The organism is Sphingobium phenoxybenzoativorans (genome assembly GCF_001757355.1).
In the GTDB taxonomy this organism is placed as follows: Bacteria; Pseudomonadota; Alphaproteobacteria; order Sphingomonadales; family Sphingomonadaceae; genus Sphingobium; species Sphingobium phenoxybenzoativorans.
Genome location: NZ_MINO01000081.1, coordinates 1 through 15,246 on the forward strand (window position 1 = coordinate 1; position 15,246 = coordinate 15,246).

Consider the following 15,246-nt stretch of genomic DNA (forward strand, 5'->3'; position numbering starts at 1 on the left):
TGCGCAACAGGCCGCCCAGGCAAGCGCGCCCGCCGCGCCAACCGCCCGGCGCGGTGCAGCCGATGGACTGGATGTTTCCGCCCCGCCCGGCGCGAGCCGCAACTATGCGGCGAAGGTGCGTTCATGGCTTTACGCGCATAAAATCTATCCCCGCCGCGCGCGGATGCGGCATGAAGAGGGGCGGGTTCAGGTGCGCTTCGTCATCGACCGGGCAGGCGTGCTGATCGAGGGCGTGATCATCCAGGGTTCGGGCAATGGCGCGCTGGACGAGGAAGCCGCGGCGATGATGCGCCGCGCCTCGCCTTTCCCCAAGGCGCCCGGAGATGTTCCCGGCGAACGGATCGAATTTGTCGCGCCGATCGAATTTATCCTGCCCGTCTGACATCCTCCCATTGGCCCCGAACATACGGGTTTCAGCCGATTTCCGGCGTCCGGCCGCCATTTCCGGCGTCTCAAATTGTGGTATAATTACAACAGATTATCCTGTTTATCCCCCGTTCATGAAACCCTCGCTCGGACTGAACCGTATCTGCCCGGCTCACTGAGGCAATGCAGAGGAACTAATTTCATGAAATCCATTATAAAAGCGTCATTGGGCGCCACGGTCGCGCTCGTCCTGTCGACGCCCGCCTTGGCTCAGTCCGACACGTCAGGCGCGGATCGCAACTGGACCGGTCCCTATATTGGCGGGTCGCTCGGCTATGGCTGGCAACCCAATAGCGGCCGGGACAGGAACGAGACCATGGTTTTCGACACGAACGGCGACGGCGTTTTCGACAATCAGGTGACGACCGCGGCTGGCGGCAACGCCTTCGCCCCCGGTTTCTGCCGCGGCAACTCGCGCGGATCTGCCCCGTCGAGCTGCGGTGGCGACAATGACGGCAAGGTCGGCTGGTCCGTCCACGCCGGTTATGACTATCAGATGGGCAGCATCGTCGTCGGCGGCGTCGTCGAAGGCGGACAAAGCAACTTCAGCAACAGCGTTAGCGGCTTCAGCACCACGCCTGCGGGCTATACGATGACCCGCAAGCTGGAATGGGACGGCGCGGCCCGTCTGCGCGCCGGTTTCGCGCTGCCCACCGGAACGCTGATCTACGGCACGGGCGGCGTCGCCTATGGCAAGATCAATCACCGCTTCGCCACCACCAACACGTTCAACACCTTCACCGAAAGCAACCGCTCGGACAAGGATTGGGGCTGGACCGCTGGCGGCGGCATCGAGCAGAAGGTCGCCAATAACTTCTCGATCGGCGTGCTGTACCGCTACACCCGCTTCAATGACGGGGCCTATGTGGTGAATGCCGGTCAGGGCACGCCGCCCTCGGCGACCAACCCGTTCGTCAATCCGCTGACGACGTCGGGCAGCACCGACATCACGCGCACCAACCAGCGGTTTGACAATCAGAGCGTGCGCGCAACGGCAAGCTTCCGCTTCTGATGCGCCGGGAGGGCATCGGCCGGGCCTATGCCCGCCCGGCCGCCGCCCTCCCCGCAACTTTCCCTTCTATTCCAGCAAAACGAACCCGGCGCGGCCGATGGTCTGCCCGTTTACGATCAGCTCAACCGCATGGGCGCCCGGATGATGCCGCCGCGTGCTGAAATCCCGGATCGTCTGCCGGATGTTGAGGTCAGCGGTCCCGCCCGCCTCCAGTGCGAAGGTCTTGAGCTTGAACACCTTGGCGGCCGTCCGGCCCTCCGCCCGCGCATAATGGATGCGATAATCCACCACCAGCCGCTGCGCCGTTGCGGCGGTTGATCGCAATTGCGCGGCGATGGCGATCGTCTCGCCTAGGCGCAGCGTTCCGGGCGCAACCGAAAAGTGCAGCAGGTCCACCTCCGCCCCATGCCCCGCACCGATCAAGGCCAGCGCGCGCGGATCGCCCTGCTTGATCAGCGTGCGAAGCGCATGCCGCACGATCCATTTGGTGGCGGGATCATCCTGCGCCCAACCCTCCAGCCGCGCCAGCACCCAGTCCGGCCGCTCCTTGGCGATATCGTTCAGATGATTGGCCACCGATTTGCGGACATAGGCGCTGGGATCGGCCTTCAGCGCCTCCAGGATCGGGGCGGCCAGCGTCGGGTCGGTCCTGAGCGCCGGGATGCGCGCCGCCCAGGGCAATCGCGGGCGGCTGCCCTCGCTGGCGAGGCGGCGGACATGCGGGTCGCCGCTGCCGCTCCATTGCAGCATCCGGGCCAGCGTCCCCGCCGCGTCCCGCGCCAGGAAAGGCCGGATCGCGAACTCCGCGGTGCCGAATGGCGTCAGGGCGGCCAGCGCCTCCAGCGACCTCTCAACATCGTCCAGCCCATATCGCGCCACATATTCCGTCACCGCGACCGCCTGAAACCCGTGGGTCAGGCGCGGGACCATCTGCAGGATGATCGCCAGCGCAGCCGGATAGTCGCCGGGCAGCGCCGCCGCCAGCGCATCGGCGATATGGCGCACCCGCTCCATGATCGACAGGCCGTCCAGCCCGGCCGACGCCGCCTTCAGGAACGCCTCGCCATCGAAATCCGGCGATGCCGCCGCGCCTGCCCCGGCGATCACGGTCAGCGCCTGCGGACCCAATATGTCCTTCAGAAGCGGCGCCGCTTCCTTTTCCTCCGCCATGTCCGTGCGTCCCCTTCTGCCTCAACCGTCCCAGCGGAAAGAGACGCCGTTCGCGCCCGTCGCATTGCCATCGGCATCGAAGCGCCGCTCGGTGATCGTGCCATGTCCATCCATATCCACCGCGATCACGGTGCTGCACCGCGTCCCATAGACCGGATTCCGGATAAATACCGGAGAGACGGCCGCTTCATCGGCAATGTCGGAGGGATATTCCGGCGGGATGCCCGCATTGGGGAAGGTCTCGCTGCCCAATGCCTCGAACAGCGCATCGGGCGTATCGCCGCCATGGGTCAGGAAATCGAGCAATGCGGCCTTGAGCTGCAGGGTTTTGGGCCATGGCTCATCCAGCGCCCCGTTGGACAGGCCATAGAGGCCGGGCGTCAGGACCGACCGCGTCGCGCGCGGACGGTTGGTCAGGAAATGCGCTTCACCCTGCGCGATGAACACCAGGTTGAACGGGTTGAGTTCATCGATCGCCGCTGTCGCCGGATCGGAAAAATCGCCCTCGCCCGCCAGCAGCTCCGCCACCAGTTGCCCGCGGGAGGGGCGGTCCGGCTCCGCCACGCCAAAGCCCCGCCTGTTGGTGACGATCGCGCAGCGTCCTTCGTCCGAAACGCCCAGCCACGTCCCGCCCGATTGCAGGTCGCGCCCCGCGATGATCGATGGATGCGAGTCCCACCGCCCCAGCGCCGCCGCCGGGCGCGCATGCGTTTCGTCACGATTCCCGGCCAGAATGAGCCGCCAGCGCGGATGGGCCCGCCAAGCCATTGCCATGATGCACATCGCCCAAGCATATGGCGCAGCGGACCGGAAACCAAAACATAATGCCGGAAAAAATGATGCTCGGGCGGCGGAAATCCGGCCGTTGGCGGATCAGCAGCCGCCCAGTCTTTTCATCGCGGCGATGATGTCGCGCCACGCCGTCCTGGCGGTGCCCCGCGCCCCGGCCGACTGGCGCTGCGCCAGCGGGATGGCGTCGCCGTTAAATCCGGCGATCAGCGCACGGGCGAAATACTCGATGGCGCCGGCGCGATCCATTTCGCCCTTGCCGTCATGGACATAGGTCATAGCCATGCCTCCTGTCGCGGTGGTTGAGACCACGACAGGGGATTCAAATGGCAATCGGGCCGGAAGGCAACTCAACTAAAGTATAGGTCCGGCATGATGGCATGCCGCGCCGGGGTCAGAAATCCACCCGCCCGGTCAGGCCATAGGTGCGCGGGATGGACCAAATCTGCAGCACAGAAACGGGCACCGCGAAGATCGTCGTGACATAATGTTTGTTGGTGATGTTGCGCACCCATCCATCGACCGACCAGCCCTTGTCGACGCTGCCAATGCCCAGCCGCGCGTTGAACAGGCTATATCCGTCCTGGCTGGTGAAGGGCCGCGCGCCTTCATCCGCCTCGAAGAATATCTTGCTGGTATAGGACCAGTCGCCCCGCGCGCGCAGCTTCAGGTTCGCGGTGATCGGCTTTTCATAGATCAGCTCGACATTGCCCTGCCATTTGGGCGATCGGATCATGCGGTTGCCGGAATAGTTCGCCGCGCCCGCGATATAATCGTCATATTTGCCGTCCAGATAGGACGCGCCGCCCGTCAGCGTCAGTTCGTCGGACACCGCGACCACCAGCGATGTGTCGATGCCCTTGATCGTCGATTTCGCTGCGTTCGAAATGATGTTGCTGCCCGATCCTGCGGGGGCCGGCGGCGGCAGCAGGGTGAAGCGGGGAAGCTGCAGATTCTTGTAGTCATAATAGAAGGCCGACGCATTGAACTGCACCCGCCGGTCGAACAGCTCCGACTTCAGGCCGACTTCATAGGTCCAGGCGCGTTCCGGGTTGAACACGATCGACGCCAGCGCCGCATTGGTGGAATTATACTGGAAACCGCCGCTCTTGAACCCGCGGCTCACCGTGCCGAACAGCATCAGGTCGCGGGTGAAGCGGTAATCGATGGTGAATTTCGGGTCGAAGGAGGACCAGCTCTTGCCCGGATTGACCGTGAAGTTGGGATAATAGCTGGGCGGCACAGCGGAATCGGTGCTCGCCTGGATCAGCGCATCCTTCTTGTCATGGGTGTAGCGCCCGCCGATCGTCACGCGCAGCTTGTCGGTCGGCTTGACCGTATATTGGCCGAACACGGCATAGCTGTCCGTATCGATGTCGGTCGCATAGATATTCTGCTCGCGGCCCGGCAGGCCGAAATGGAACAGCGAGTCCGCGCCCTGGTCGAAATGGTCGGTGCGCTTGGTCCGCTCCTGATAATAATATCCGCCCAATACCCATTCGGCCGTATCGCCAAAGGTCAGGAACCCGTCCGGTACGGAGGACAGCCGCAATTCCTGGCTGAACTGGCGCGACAGCTCGTCATAGCTGAACGTCCAGATGTCGCGCGGCGTGGCGTCCAGATCATAGGTCTGGTCGATCCGGCTGCGGCGATAGGAAGTGATCGACGTGATCTCCAGCGCGTCGGTCGAATGCTCGATCTTGCCGACAATGCTCAGCAGCTTCCGGTGGCTGGACCCGTCGATATTATAGGCGTCGGAATAGCGGTCCGGCGTCGGCGTGTAGGATGGGGAGGAAGGAGATTGCAGGAACTGGCGGCTGCCCGTCGTTTCCTGCAGGAAGCCCGGCAGGTCCGCATTCTGATATTCGACGATCAGGTTCAGGCGCGTGTCCTCGCCCGGTTGCGCGGCGACATGGGCGCGGATGGTCTTGCTGTCGTCGCCATTGCCATGCTTGCCGGTCAGGATATTTTCGGAATAGCCGCGCCGGTGCAGGATGTTGCCCGCCAGCCGCACCTGAATGCCGTCGGTCAGCGGCCCGGAGACCGCGCCCCGGACATCGTAGAAACCGAAATTGCCGATCGACGCCTCGGCAAAGCCTTCCAGATCGCGGGTCGGCGCGCGGGTGATGATGTTGATTGCGCCGCCAATGGTGTTACGGCCGTAAAGCGTGCCCTGCGGTCCCTTCAGCACCTCGATCCGCTCCACGTCGAGCAGGTCGGTGAGCGAGCCGGAGAAGCGGCCCATATAGCTGTCATTGACGAAAATGCCGACCGATCCTTCCGAACCAGGGTCGAACACGCGGCTACCGATGCCGCGCAGATAGACTTGCGGGCGGAGGGAGTCGAACTTGCCGACATAAAGGCCGGGGGTGAGCCGCGAAATCTGTTCCACGCCCGATGTGCCGCCCGCCTGCAGCGCGTCGGCATTGAACACATTGATGGCGATCGGCACTTCCTGCAGCCGCTCGGACCTGCGCTGGGCAGTGACCACAATATCGGTAATGCCGCCGCTCTGCGCGCTGTCCGCGGCGCTCTCCTTGGCGGCATCCTGCGCCGCCGCGCCGCTGTCCTGCGCGGCCGCTGCCGAGGCCCAGATTAAACATGTTGCAAAAACGCCCGTCCGTAGCATGCAACTCTCCCCTGTGATTCCACATTTCCTGCAGATGTGTATCCACATATCGGAAAAGTTTCAGGGTGTATACGTCTTTTTTATGGCGGCCATTACATTGACGCATGCCAGCAGAAAGATACTAACATGCCAGTTATTCCGGCTATAGAGAGGAAGGATTTTGGATATTTACGCCGCCGCCCAAACAGGCTCGCGACGCGCGAAACGTAAGGGAAGCTCTGCAAAGCCCGTCAATGTGCATCCATATTGAACGCAGTTGGCCGGGTATATTTGCAGGCAGGCTTCAGGCGATCTGCGCCCAGGCTTCGGCGATTTCCGCGATCATGCTGCGGGCGCGGGTCACTTCCTCCTGCGAACCGGCGATGAGCAGGCGGCGCGCCTCGCGATAGATATGCGCCAGCCCGACGGCGATCTCGCCGCCCTGGTCGAAATCCAGGCTGGACTCCAGCGCGTGCAGGATGGTGAGCGCACGCGCGCTTTTCTCGCCGGATTTCGCGCTGTCGCCCTGCCGGTCTGCGACGACGGCGGCGTCCATGGCGAACATCAGCTCGTCGAACAGGATCTTGACCAGCGCATGGGGCGATGCGCCCTCGATGCGGCTGCCGGCATGCACAGCCGCATAGCGCCGCGTTGCCGATCCTGCATAGCCCTGTCCGTAGAACATCGTCGTCATCGTCCCTTATGCGCCGTTATCAGTTGCTGTTGGTCCACACCGCGACCTGCTGCTCCAGATAGGATTGCGTGGCCTTCATCGCGGTCAGTTGCGCTTCCATCTTGGCGTAGATGGTGGTCATGCGCTCCTGATAGTCCGTCATATCCTTGTCCAGCTTCTCAAGCTGGTCGGTCAATTCCGTCTGCAGCGCCTTATATTTGCGCTGGGATGCGGCGAGCGCGCCGCCCTCGCCCTGGATCGAATCCCGCACCTTCTTCATCGCGCCGGCCAGGCCGGGGTTGGTGTCGGACACGACCGGCGGGTTGAGCATCTGCGTCACGGCGGCCGGGTTGGCGGCGATCGCCGCGTCCAGCTTGGTCGTGTCGAGCGCCAGCGTGCCGTCGCGATTGGTGCTGATGCCCAGGTCCGCGAGCGTGCGCACCGGGCCGGAGTCGATCAGGTTGGTGGAGGTCAGCCGGGCAAGCTGCGTTTTCATGTCGCGAATACCCGCATCGCCCGCCAGCGCGCCTGCGGTGGAGGCGTCCGTGCCGGTGGCCGATACGGAGTTCAGCGCCTTGCGCAGCGTGTTATAGGCATCGACAAATTCGACCACCAGGTCGCGCATCGTCGATGTCGGCTCATTGCTGGCCAGCGTGACCACTGTGCCCGGCGCCGCTTTATTCAGGTCGATGCGGACATAGGGGAGCGCGGTGTCGATGGTGTTGGTGCTGTTATGCATCTCCACATTGTCGATCGCGATGATGCTGTCCTGCGCGCTCTGCTTCTTTTGCAGGCTGCCGGGCGTGTTTGTGCCGGTGAAGGTGAAGCGCTGCAGGTCGGCGTCGGCCGTTCCTGCGGTCAGGGTGAAGGCGTTCGCCTCGCCCGTCTCGCCCTTCATGACCAGCCGCGCGCCCTGATTGTCGGTCACGACGGACGCAGTGACGCCGGCATTCTTGCCGTTGATGGCGGCGGCAAGGCCCTCCAGCGTGTTGTTAGTGCTGTCGATGGTGATCGTCGAGCTGCCCGACGCCGTGGTCAGCGTCAGCGTGCCGAGGCCAACCGCCGTGGTCTTGCTGGCCAGCGCCGTCGATTCCAGCGTCTGCGCAAAGGCGAGCTGCTTGACCTCGATCTGCGCGGGCAGGCCCTTGGGCGTGCCGCCGGGCAGGGCCGCGACGTTCACGATCGTCGGATCATTGGATGTCGGCGTGCCGGAAAAGCCGGTGCCGGACAACAGGCTGGTCAGCGCGTTGGAAAAGGTGTCGAGCGAGCTGGAGGCCGAGGCCAGTGCGGAAACGCGCGCATTATTGGTCGTCTGGCGGCCAGTGATCACCGTTTCCTTGGGCTCGCGCACCGCCGCAACCAGATTTTTGACGAGCGCGGAGGTGTCGATGCCGGAGCCGATACCGAGCGATGCCGAAATGCTGCTGCCAATGGACGTCATGTGCGTTCCCTTTCAAGGGGATAGAACGGCAGGCGCGCGGGTGGATTTAGCGCCAGCCGACAATAATCTGCTACGCGGATAGCCGATTATGCTTAACGAAACGCTTCACGAAAAACGGGCGCGCCCATCCTGTCCGGATGGCGGCTAATGCCAACCGGCAATCAGGCTGCGGTGGCGAGGATCTGGTCTACCGTGCCGGGCTTCAGATGCGCCTGCGCGCTGCGCGTCACCTGCGCCTGATCGGCCATCGCCTTGGCCAGCATGACCGCGCGTTCCACCATTTCCTTGCTGGCGGGCGGCAGGGGCACGATGATCACGGGCTGCGGCAGCAGCGCGGTGATCGCCGATTCCGCTTCGGCATTGCTCTGGGTGTTGCTGGACTGCCCGGCGCGAAGCCCGGCGAGTATGTCGGCGATGCTGGCGTGAACGCGCGCATATTCCGCTGCGCTGGCAAGCTGCTCCTCGCTGCCCGCGGCCAGGTTGACCGCATTGTCGGCCGGCGCCGGCGTGACCGGGGCCTGGGATACCGCCGCTGCCTGAGTGTCCGCATTGACCTGGGTCACAGCGGGCACGCTGGGAACAGCCGCCACCTTCCGCGTTACGCGGTCGACGGGCGCTATCTCGCTGCGTGACTGATACTCGTTCATGACGCACAAACCTAAATGCGTCCCCATGAATATATTACGGACGAATGCGCCTAATCTTTAATTCACCAACGCAATTTTTTTCTGGTCCACGTCCGTAGGCGAAGTCTCTGACAGACAAGGATTAATTTTCTGCAACCAGGTGGACCTGTATAAACGGAAAAATTATTCCGCCATTTTCTTTCCGTCCGCGTCGAACCGCATCGCGTCCGGCACGGTGATGAAGGGGCGATCCATTTCGGTCGCCATCTTGTTCTCCACGCGGAAAACGAAGGCCAATACGGTGGCGACGGCCATATAAAGCGCCTCGTCGACGATCTGCCCGGCGCGCGACGTGAAGTAGATGGCGCGGGCCAGTTCGGGATATTGCAGCACCGGCACCGATTTCTCGTTGGCGACGTCGCGGATGGCGGCGGCGATCAGGTCGCGGCCGCGCGCAACGACGACCGGCGCTGCGTCCTTGCCGGGATGATAGCGCAGGGCGACGGCGAAATGGGTCGGGTTGGTGATGATGACGCTGGCTTCGGCCACGGCCTTGCGGGTCGAATTGTTCATCACCTCCAACTGGCGGCGGCGGATCTGTCCCTTGACCTCCGGCGATCCTTCCTGCTCCTTATGCTCGTCGCGCACTTCCTGCTTGGTCATGTAGAGGCGCTTGTTCCGCTGCATGATCTGCGAGGGCACGTCGATGCCCGCAATCACGAACAGCGCACCCGCCATCGCGACGCAGGCCAGGATGAACAGGCTGCCCACCTCCGCTATCGCAGGTTCCAGCCCGTTGCGGCCCATGCCGATGATCGCCGTCAGCCGGTCCCACACCAGCCAGAATCCGACCGCGCCCAGCAAGGTCACCTTGGCGATCGACTTGGCCAGCTCGATCAGCCCCTGCAGGCCGAAGATGCGCTTCACGCCGGTCAGGGGGTTAAGCTTGGACGGCTTCACCGAAAAAGCGTTGGGCCGGAACCCGAGCGACCCCAGCAGCGCAGGCCCGGCAATCGCCGCCGCGACCGTCGCCAGCAATATGCCGCCCACCGGCAGCGCCACGACGCCAAGCAAGGTGTAGAAGCGGGCCGAGGGCGAGAAATCCACAACGTCGCGATGGTCGAACCGCAGCCCCTGCGTCAGCATATGGGCGATGGCGTCGAACAGCGACGGCCCGGCAATCGCCAGCCACGCCGCGCCCGCCATCACCACCAGCGCAGTGGCGAGGTCACGGGACTGAAGGAGATCGCCATTCTTCGCGGCTTCGGAAAGCCGCTTGGCTGTTGGCTTCTCGGTCTTTTCGCCACCGCCCTGATTGCCCGCCATCGGTCAGTTCCCCGACGCTATGGCTTCGGCGGCCTCCAGGCCGGCCTTCAGCGAATTGGCGATGCCCTCGCCCATCACCGGTGCGGCGATGGCGAGCAGGATGATCCCGGCGAGCAGCGCGACCGGCATGCCGACCGCGAACAGGTTGAGCGACGGGGCGGACCGCGCCAGCATGCCCATGACAAGTTGCACCAGCACCAACGCAAACCCCACCGGCAGCGCAATCGTCAGCCCCGCGCCCAGCAGCGTGCCGCCGAACTGGACGAGATTCCACACCGCATCGTTGGACAGCATCGCCGCGCCAGGCGGCAGCGCCTGATAGCTTTTGACGACAAACCCGACGAGCAGCAAATGCCCGTCCATGCCAAGCAGCAGGAAGGTGGCGAGGATCGACAGGAACTGGCCCACCGCCTGCGTCGACTGGCCCGACTGCGGATCGACCATCGCGGCGAAGCCCAGGCCCATGGTGTTGCCCACCGTCTCGCCCGCGACAAAGGCGGCGGCATAGCCGATCTGCAGCGCGAACCCCATGGCGAGGCCGCACAGCACTTCGCCCATGACCATCATGATGCCCTGAAAGCTGGCGATGCCGTCCGGCGGCAGGACGATCTTCACGCTGTTGAGCGCCGCGACGCCCAGCGCCAGCGCCAGGATCAGCCGCAATTGCACCGGCACCGTCGGCGCGCCGAAGATCGGCGCGGCCAGAAACGCAGCGCCCGGCCGGATCATCGCGATCAGCAGGACCCACAGTTGCGCTTCGACGCCGACGAAACCCGGAGCGATCATGAAAGGCGCGCGATCATCGGAGCAGATCGGGGATGCGGGCGAATATCTCGCGGGTGAAGTCCGCGATCAGGATCATGATCGACCCGCCGAACAGCGCCAGCATGCCGCCGACGATGATCAGCTTCGGCACGAAGCTCAGCGTCGCCTCGTTGATCGACGTCGCCGCCTGGATCATGCCCAGCAACAGCCCCGCGACCAGCGCCGGAAGCAGGATCGGCGCCGTCGCCAGCGCCGTCACCCACAGCGCCTGCTGCGCCAGCCCCATGAAGAAATCGCTGTTCTCCATCTCTTATTCCCCGTTCGCCCTGAGCGAAGTCGAAGGGGCCAGCCGAACGCAGTGAGGCACCTCGCGCTGCTCGGTGGAAGGCTTCGACAAGCTCAGCCCGAACGGATGTGGGATACTCATGCTCATGTCACAAACGAACTGGCGAGGGACCCCATCGTCAGCGCCCATCCGTCGACCAGCACGAACAGCAATAGCTTGAACGGCATGGATATGATCGTCGGCGACAGCATCATCATGCCCAGCGCCATCAATGTCGACGCCACCACAAGGTCGATGATCAGGAACGGCAGGAATATCATGAAGCCGATCTGGAACGCGGTTTTCAGCTCGGAGGTGACGAAGGCGGGCAGCAGGATGGTGAAGGGCACATCTTCAGGACTGCGGAAGGCGGGGGCCTCGGCCAGACCCGCGAACATCTTCAGGTCGTTCTGGCGCGTCTGCTTGCTCATGAAGCCATGCAGCACCTTGCCCGCGCGGCCCACCGCCTCCTCGATGGAGATCTGGCCATTGCCATAGGGGTCGAACGCCTGCGCATTGATCTGGTCGATCGCCGGCCGCATCACGAACAGCGAGAGGAACAGGGCGAGGCCGACCAGCACCTGGTTCGGCGGCGTCTGTTGCAGGCCCAGCGCCTGACGCAACAGCGACAGGACGATGATGATGCGGGTGAAGCTGGTCATCATCAGGACGAGCGACGGCAGCACCGTCAGCAGGCTCATCAGGATGAGGATTTGCAACGAAAGCGAGAGCGAACGGCCGTCGCCGGAAACCTGACCCAGCGCGCGGGTCAGAGCGCCGGAGGTATTTGCGGGACCGGGCGTCGCCGGGGCCGCCTGCGCGAAAGCGGGATGGGCAAGGACGAGCGCAAGCAAAAGCGCCAGCGCGATGCAACCAAACCTCGTCACCCCTGCGGCGGTGATTCCTACCCCGTTCGCCCTGAGCCTGTCGAAGGGCTGCACTTTCTTTCGAGAAAAGGACAGGGCTTCGACAAGCTCAGCCCGAACGGAAGGTGCCATATGACACTTCCGCCTGCGCAGGGGTGACGGTGAAAATGCATGCGAAAGTTCACCGAACACGCTCGATGCTCCTGGCGAAGCTTTCCTTCGCGTCGCTCTCGGCGATTTTCTCGATCTTGCCGCGCGTGACGGAGATCAGCAGGCGCTTGCCCTCAAATTCCACGACGGCGAGCTTGCCGAACGTGCCCAGCGGCAACGCCTCCACGATCTTCAGGATGCGATCGCCCTGTCCGCCGATCATGCCGGGCTGATATTTGCGCCACAGCCACAGCGCGGCGAAGGCCATGCCGCCGACCAGCGGCAGCAGGATAATCAGCTTCACGAAATACCAGAACATCTACCCGTGCCTTTCAACCGGCCGAAGCCGTGATCAAGAGGGTGTCAGCCGCGCCGTTCCACTCCAGCCATCCGTGCTTCGGTGTTCGCCACCTCAACCACGCGAATGCCGTAGCGCCCGTTGACGGTCACCACCTCGCCCTTGGCGATCAAGGCTCCGTTAACCATGATGTCAAGCAGTTCGTCCGCCTGACGGTCCAGTTCCACCACGCTGCCTTCGGCCAGGTCCATCACCTCGGCCAGTTTCAGGCTGGTCGAACCGACCTCTACGGTCAGGCGCACCGGTATGTCGGACAGGGTACGGAAATGGCGGTTGGCGGCCATGCGGCCGATCCCTTCGCCCACCCGGCCCTCAATCTTCGGCGCTTCGCTCATATCACTCATTGCTTCTGGTCCCGGTCTTTCGCGTTAATTCAGTTTTTCGATCATGAAGGCGGCCCGCCCGTCCTGCTCGCCGATGCTGCCATGGGCGACGATACGGTCGCCCACGATCAGCGGCAGGCTGCGGTTGATATGCACGGGGATGATGTCGCCCGGCTGCAACCCCATCAGTTCGGACAGTGACAGGTCCGGCCGCGCCAGCACCGTGCGGGCGGGCAGGCGGATGTTCGCCATCTGGCGCTCGATCCGCGCCTGCCACACCGGGTCGACCTCGCTGCTTTCGTCATGGACCTTCGGCGCGCCCATCAGCGGCTCGATGGCGCGCAGCGCGGCCAGCGGGAACAGCAGTTCCACCGGGAATTTCTCATTGGCGGTCAGGTCGATGGTGAAACGCTGCAGCACCATCTGGTCGCCCGGCTGAATGCCCGACGCGAAGCCCAGACCGGATTCCCGCGCGATCTGTACGGCCTCCAGCGTCAGCGTGTCGGACCAGCAGGCCACCAGCGCCGTCATGAACCCTTCGGACAGGCGCATGATCAGCCGTTCTTCGGTGGGCGTGAATTCGGGGCGGGAGGGCGCCGGGCGATTGCCGGCCCCGCCATAGAAGCGGTCGACCAGCGTGGAGATCAGCCGCGCATCCATATGGAGCAGCGTGTTCCCCTTCAGCGGCAGCAGGCGATAGACGCCAATGCTGGCCAGCGGCTGCACCTTCACGGCCCAGTCGCCATAAGTCACCAGTTCGACGGGAGCGGAGGTGACGGCCGGCTTGCACGCCGCCATCGGCTCTATGATGTCGCGCAAACGCCGGCCGAGCTTGTCGCCCAGCCGGTCCAGACCCGACAGCATCACGGGAGGCTGTGCCTCGCCGCGGCCAAAAGCAAATGGTTGAACGTCGTCCATTACAGTCAGTCCCCTGTCCGATACCAAGGGACTGACCCGGCGGCGGACCCCCTATTGAATAACGAAATTGGTAAAATATACGTTATCAATGCCGCCGTAGCCGGTTTTTTGCTTCAAAACGCCGTTAATTGTCGACTTAAGTCTAGCCTGCAGCGCCTGTTTCCCCTCCGGCGTGCTGAGCTGCATCGCGCCCTGCTGCGCCAGCATCATCAGAATCGCGGAGCGAATCGCCATCTCATGGGTGGTCATCGCCTGCGTCACGCGGCTGTCATAATAGGTCGCGACCGCGATGGAGATCTGCGCGAAACTGTCCGTGTCGACCATGTTCGACGTGAAGGGGGCCTGCACCTGGAAATAGGTCGCCTGATATTTTGACGGGTCGCTGGGCGCGGGCAGGTCGATGCCCTTGCCGGGCTTGTGTCCGGGACCTTCGGGCGCGCCTTCCTCATGCGCGGCCTTCGCCTTGGCGGCAAAGCTGTTGCCGATTTCTTCGGGATTTTCGCCCGCCAGCACCAGTTGCGGCTTGTTGAAATCTTCCTTGGGACCGGTTTCGTGCGCACTGAATGCGCCCGCCGCATACAGGCCACCGGCAGCGCCAGCGCCGCCGATCACGACCACCAGGGCCGCAAGCATGATGATCTTCTTGCCTTTGCCCTTCTTTGCGGGCGCCGGTGCGGCTTCTTCACTCATCGTCTAGTCCCTCTTGGATCAGGCGTAACGCGCGCGCCGTACTCCGTCCTGCGCGTCATCTCCGCGCTGGTCCGACGGTCCGGCATGGTTAAGAACGGCATCGCCGCCCGAAACTTTACGCCCGCCCTGCTGTCCATTGCCCTGCCCCTGCGCATTGGCCTGGGCAGAACCGCCGGACTGGCCCTGCGACTGGGAAAATGCGGCCTGCGTCCCGCCCTGATTCCAGGAGGATGCGCCGCCATTATTATTGCCGCCATTCTGGTTACCGGCCCCGTCGCTGCGCGCGGTTTCGGCGACATTATGCACACGCTCCACCCGCACCTCATGCACGCGCACGGCGGACAGTTGCGCATCGGCCTTCAGCTTGTCGCTGTCCTGCCGCAACGCGCTCTCGGCCGCCGCCGTCTGCACGGTCAGGCTGATTTCAGCGCCCAGGTCGCCATGGCGGATGTCGACCCGCATCGGGCCCAGATGTTCGGGCGACAGGCGGAAACTGCCCTGGCCCGTGCCGGACGCCAGCGTGGCGATCTCCTTGGCCAGCCCGTCGATCCACTGACCGCCGGAACTCATGTCGATCACTTGCTGGCCCAGCGTGGCGGACAGGTCCGTCGCTGGCTGCGTCCCGGCAGTCACTGTTGGAAAGGCGCTTGCCAGAGAGGCTTGCATCGCATGGACCGTAGGAAGCGGCCGGTCGGCGCTGGCGGCCTGTTCGGCCGGACGCACCTCGGCGGCGTGCGGCGCGGCTTCCGCCTTCGCCGGAGCCTTGGGCGCGTCATAGGC

At 64.0% G+C, this 15,246-nt stretch carries 18 protein-coding genes; 2 read left to right on the plus strand and 16 right to left on the minus strand.

From position 1 onward, the window contains the following. Positions 1 to 382 (plus strand): energy transducer TonB (locus BHQ40_RS21435; RefSeq protein ID WP_139139405.1); only part of this gene is annotated, 382 nt, incomplete at its 5' end. Positions 383 to 568: 186 nt separating this feature from the next. Continuing rightward, positions 569 to 1,438, plus strand: coding sequence for an outer membrane protein (locus BHQ40_RS21440; protein WP_070157838.1), 870 nt, complete (start codon positions 569 to 571; stop codon positions 1,436 to 1,438). Between the two features lie 66 nt (positions 1,439 to 1,504). Here the strand turns inward: BHQ40_RS21440 and BHQ40_RS21445 are convergent, their stop codons facing one another. From BHQ40_RS21445 to BHQ40_RS21520, 16 genes are all read right to left on the minus strand, one after another. Next, the gene (locus BHQ40_RS21445) at positions 1,505 to 2,608 is read right to left on the minus strand and encodes a DNA alkylation repair protein (protein WP_070157839.1); all 1,104 of its coding nucleotides are present in this window, start codon (positions 2,606 to 2,608) and stop codon (positions 1,505 to 1,507) included. A gap of 21 nt (positions 2,609 to 2,629) precedes the next feature. Further along, complete coding sequence (locus BHQ40_RS21450) at positions 2,630 to 3,391, minus strand: NRDE family protein (RefSeq protein WP_070157840.1); 762 nt, start codon at positions 3,389 to 3,391, stop codon at positions 2,630 to 2,632. A 90-nt stretch (positions 3,392 to 3,481) separates the two neighbouring features. Beyond that, a complete protein-coding gene (locus tag BHQ40_RS21455) occupies positions 3,482 to 3,682 on the minus strand; it encodes a hypothetical protein (RefSeq protein WP_139139406.1) in 201 nt (66 codons plus the stop codon). Positions 3,683 to 3,791: 109 nt separating this feature from the next. After that, positions 3,792 to 6,026: a TonB-dependent receptor gene (locus BHQ40_RS21460; protein ID WP_070157842.1), complete on the minus strand. Its 2,235-nt coding sequence runs from the start codon at positions 6,024 to 6,026 to the stop codon at positions 3,792 to 3,794. Positions 6,027 to 6,309: 283 nt separating this feature from the next. Further along, positions 6,310 to 6,690, minus strand: coding sequence for a flagellar export chaperone FliS (locus BHQ40_RS21465; protein WP_070157853.1), 381 nt, complete (start codon positions 6,688 to 6,690; stop codon positions 6,310 to 6,312). 28 nt (positions 6,691 to 6,718) lie between these two features. Beyond that, positions 6,719 to 8,119: a flagellar filament capping protein FliD gene (gene fliD / locus BHQ40_RS21470; RefSeq protein ID WP_070157843.1), complete on the minus strand. Its 1,401-nt coding sequence runs from the start codon at positions 8,117 to 8,119 to the stop codon at positions 6,719 to 6,721. A gap of 161 nt (positions 8,120 to 8,280) precedes the next feature. Continuing rightward, positions 8,281 to 8,766: a hypothetical protein gene (locus tag BHQ40_RS21475; RefSeq protein ID WP_070157844.1), complete on the minus strand. Its 486-nt coding sequence runs from the start codon at positions 8,764 to 8,766 to the stop codon at positions 8,281 to 8,283. Between the two features lie 162 nt (positions 8,767 to 8,928). Next, positions 8,929 to 10,071, minus strand: a complete 1,143-nt coding sequence (locus tag BHQ40_RS21480; RefSeq protein WP_070157845.1) for an EscU/YscU/HrcU family type III secretion system export apparatus switch protein — start codon at positions 10,069 to 10,071, stop codon at positions 8,929 to 8,931. Between the two features lie 3 nt (positions 10,072 to 10,074). Continuing rightward, on the minus strand, positions 10,075 to 10,857 hold the full coding sequence (gene fliR / locus BHQ40_RS21485; RefSeq protein WP_070157846.1) for a flagellar biosynthetic protein FliR: 783 nt from the start codon (positions 10,855 to 10,857) through the stop codon (positions 10,075 to 10,077). A 13-nt stretch (positions 10,858 to 10,870) separates the two neighbouring features. Further along, entirely contained in the window at positions 10,871 to 11,143 is a 273-nt protein-coding gene (gene fliQ, locus BHQ40_RS21490; RefSeq protein WP_070157847.1) for a flagellar biosynthesis protein FliQ, read from the minus strand. Between the two features lie 122 nt (positions 11,144 to 11,265). Beyond that, positions 11,266 to 12,159, minus strand: coding sequence for a flagellar type III secretion system pore protein FliP (fliP, locus tag BHQ40_RS21495; RefSeq protein ID WP_083277092.1), 894 nt, complete (start codon positions 12,157 to 12,159; stop codon positions 11,266 to 11,268). A gap of 49 nt (positions 12,160 to 12,208) precedes the next feature. After that, a complete protein-coding gene (locus BHQ40_RS21500; protein WP_070157849.1) occupies positions 12,209 to 12,496 on the minus strand; it encodes a FliO/MopB family protein in 288 nt (95 codons plus the stop codon). Positions 12,497 to 12,540: 44 nt separating this feature from the next. Then, the gene (fliN, locus tag BHQ40_RS21505; RefSeq protein ID WP_070157850.1) at positions 12,541 to 12,879 is read right to left on the minus strand and encodes a flagellar motor switch protein FliN; all 339 of its coding nucleotides are present in this window, start codon (positions 12,877 to 12,879) and stop codon (positions 12,541 to 12,543) included. A gap of 24 nt (positions 12,880 to 12,903) precedes the next feature. Beyond that, positions 12,904 to 13,776, minus strand: coding sequence for a flagellar motor switch protein FliM (locus BHQ40_RS21510; protein WP_070157851.1), 873 nt, complete (start codon positions 13,774 to 13,776; stop codon positions 12,904 to 12,906). Positions 13,777 to 13,827: 51 nt separating this feature from the next. Continuing rightward, positions 13,828 to 14,466 (minus strand): flagellar basal body-associated FliL family protein, encoded by a 639-nt coding sequence (locus tag BHQ40_RS21515; protein WP_070157852.1) that lies wholly within the window; start codon positions 14,464 to 14,466, stop codon positions 13,828 to 13,830. An 18-nt stretch (positions 14,467 to 14,484) separates the two neighbouring features. After that, positions 14,485 to 15,246: flagellar hook-length control protein FliK (locus BHQ40_RS21520; protein WP_139139407.1), on the minus strand; the 762-nt coding region annotated here is incomplete at its 5' end.

Excerpts from the sequence above, each read along its gene's own strand:
- fliQ (WP_070157847.1), bottom strand. The coding sequence starts at position 11,143 with ATGGAGAACAGCGATTTCTTCATGGGGCTGGCGCAGCAGGCGCTGTGG.
- BHQ40_RS21515 (WP_070157852.1), bottom strand. The coding sequence starts at position 14,466 with ATGAGTGAAGAAGCCGCACCGGCGCCCGCAAAGAAGGGCAAAGGCAAG.
- BHQ40_RS21465 (WP_070157853.1), bottom strand. The coding sequence starts at position 6,690 with ATGTTCTACGGACAGGGCTATGCAGGATCGGCAACGCGGCGCTATGCG.
- BHQ40_RS21455 (WP_139139406.1), bottom strand. The coding sequence starts at position 3,682 with ATGGCTATGACCTATGTCCATGACGGCAAGGGCGAAATGGATCGCGCC.
- BHQ40_RS21445 (WP_070157839.1), bottom strand. The coding sequence starts at position 2,608 with ATGGCGGAGGAAAAGGAAGCGGCGCCGCTTCTGAAGGACATATTGGGT.
- fliP (WP_083277092.1), bottom strand. The coding sequence starts at position 12,159 with ATGGCACCTTCCGTTCGGGCTGAGCTTGTCGAAGCCCTGTCCTTTTCT.
- fliD (WP_070157843.1), bottom strand. The coding sequence starts at position 8,119 with ATGACGTCCATTGGCAGCAGCATTTCGGCATCGCTCGGTATCGGCTCC.
- BHQ40_RS21450 (WP_070157840.1), bottom strand. The coding sequence starts at position 3,391 with ATGTGCATCATGGCAATGGCTTGGCGGGCCCATCCGCGCTGGCGGCTC.
- BHQ40_RS21500 (WP_070157849.1), bottom strand. The coding sequence starts at position 12,496 with ATGTTCTGGTATTTCGTGAAGCTGATTATCCTGCTGCCGCTGGTCGGC.
- BHQ40_RS21460 (WP_070157842.1), bottom strand. The coding sequence starts at position 6,026 with ATGCTACGGACGGGCGTTTTTGCAACATGTTTAATCTGGGCCTCGGCA.
- BHQ40_RS21480 (WP_070157845.1), bottom strand. The coding sequence starts at position 10,071 with ATGGCGGGCAATCAGGGCGGTGGCGAAAAGACCGAGAAGCCAACAGCC.
- fliN (WP_070157850.1), bottom strand. The coding sequence starts at position 12,879 with ATGAGTGATATGAGCGAAGCGCCGAAGATTGAGGGCCGGGTGGGCGAA.
- fliR (WP_070157846.1), bottom strand. The coding sequence starts at position 10,857 with ATGATCGCTCCGGGTTTCGTCGGCGTCGAAGCGCAACTGTGGGTCCTG.
- BHQ40_RS21510 (WP_070157851.1), bottom strand. The coding sequence starts at position 13,776 with ATGGACGACGTTCAACCATTTGCTTTTGGCCGCGGCGAGGCACAGCCT.
- BHQ40_RS21440 (WP_070157838.1), top strand. The coding sequence starts at position 569 with ATGAAATCCATTATAAAAGCGTCATTGGGCGCCACGGTCGCGCTCGTC.
- BHQ40_RS21475 (WP_070157844.1), bottom strand. The coding sequence starts at position 8,766 with ATGAACGAGTATCAGTCACGCAGCGAGATAGCGCCCGTCGACCGCGTA.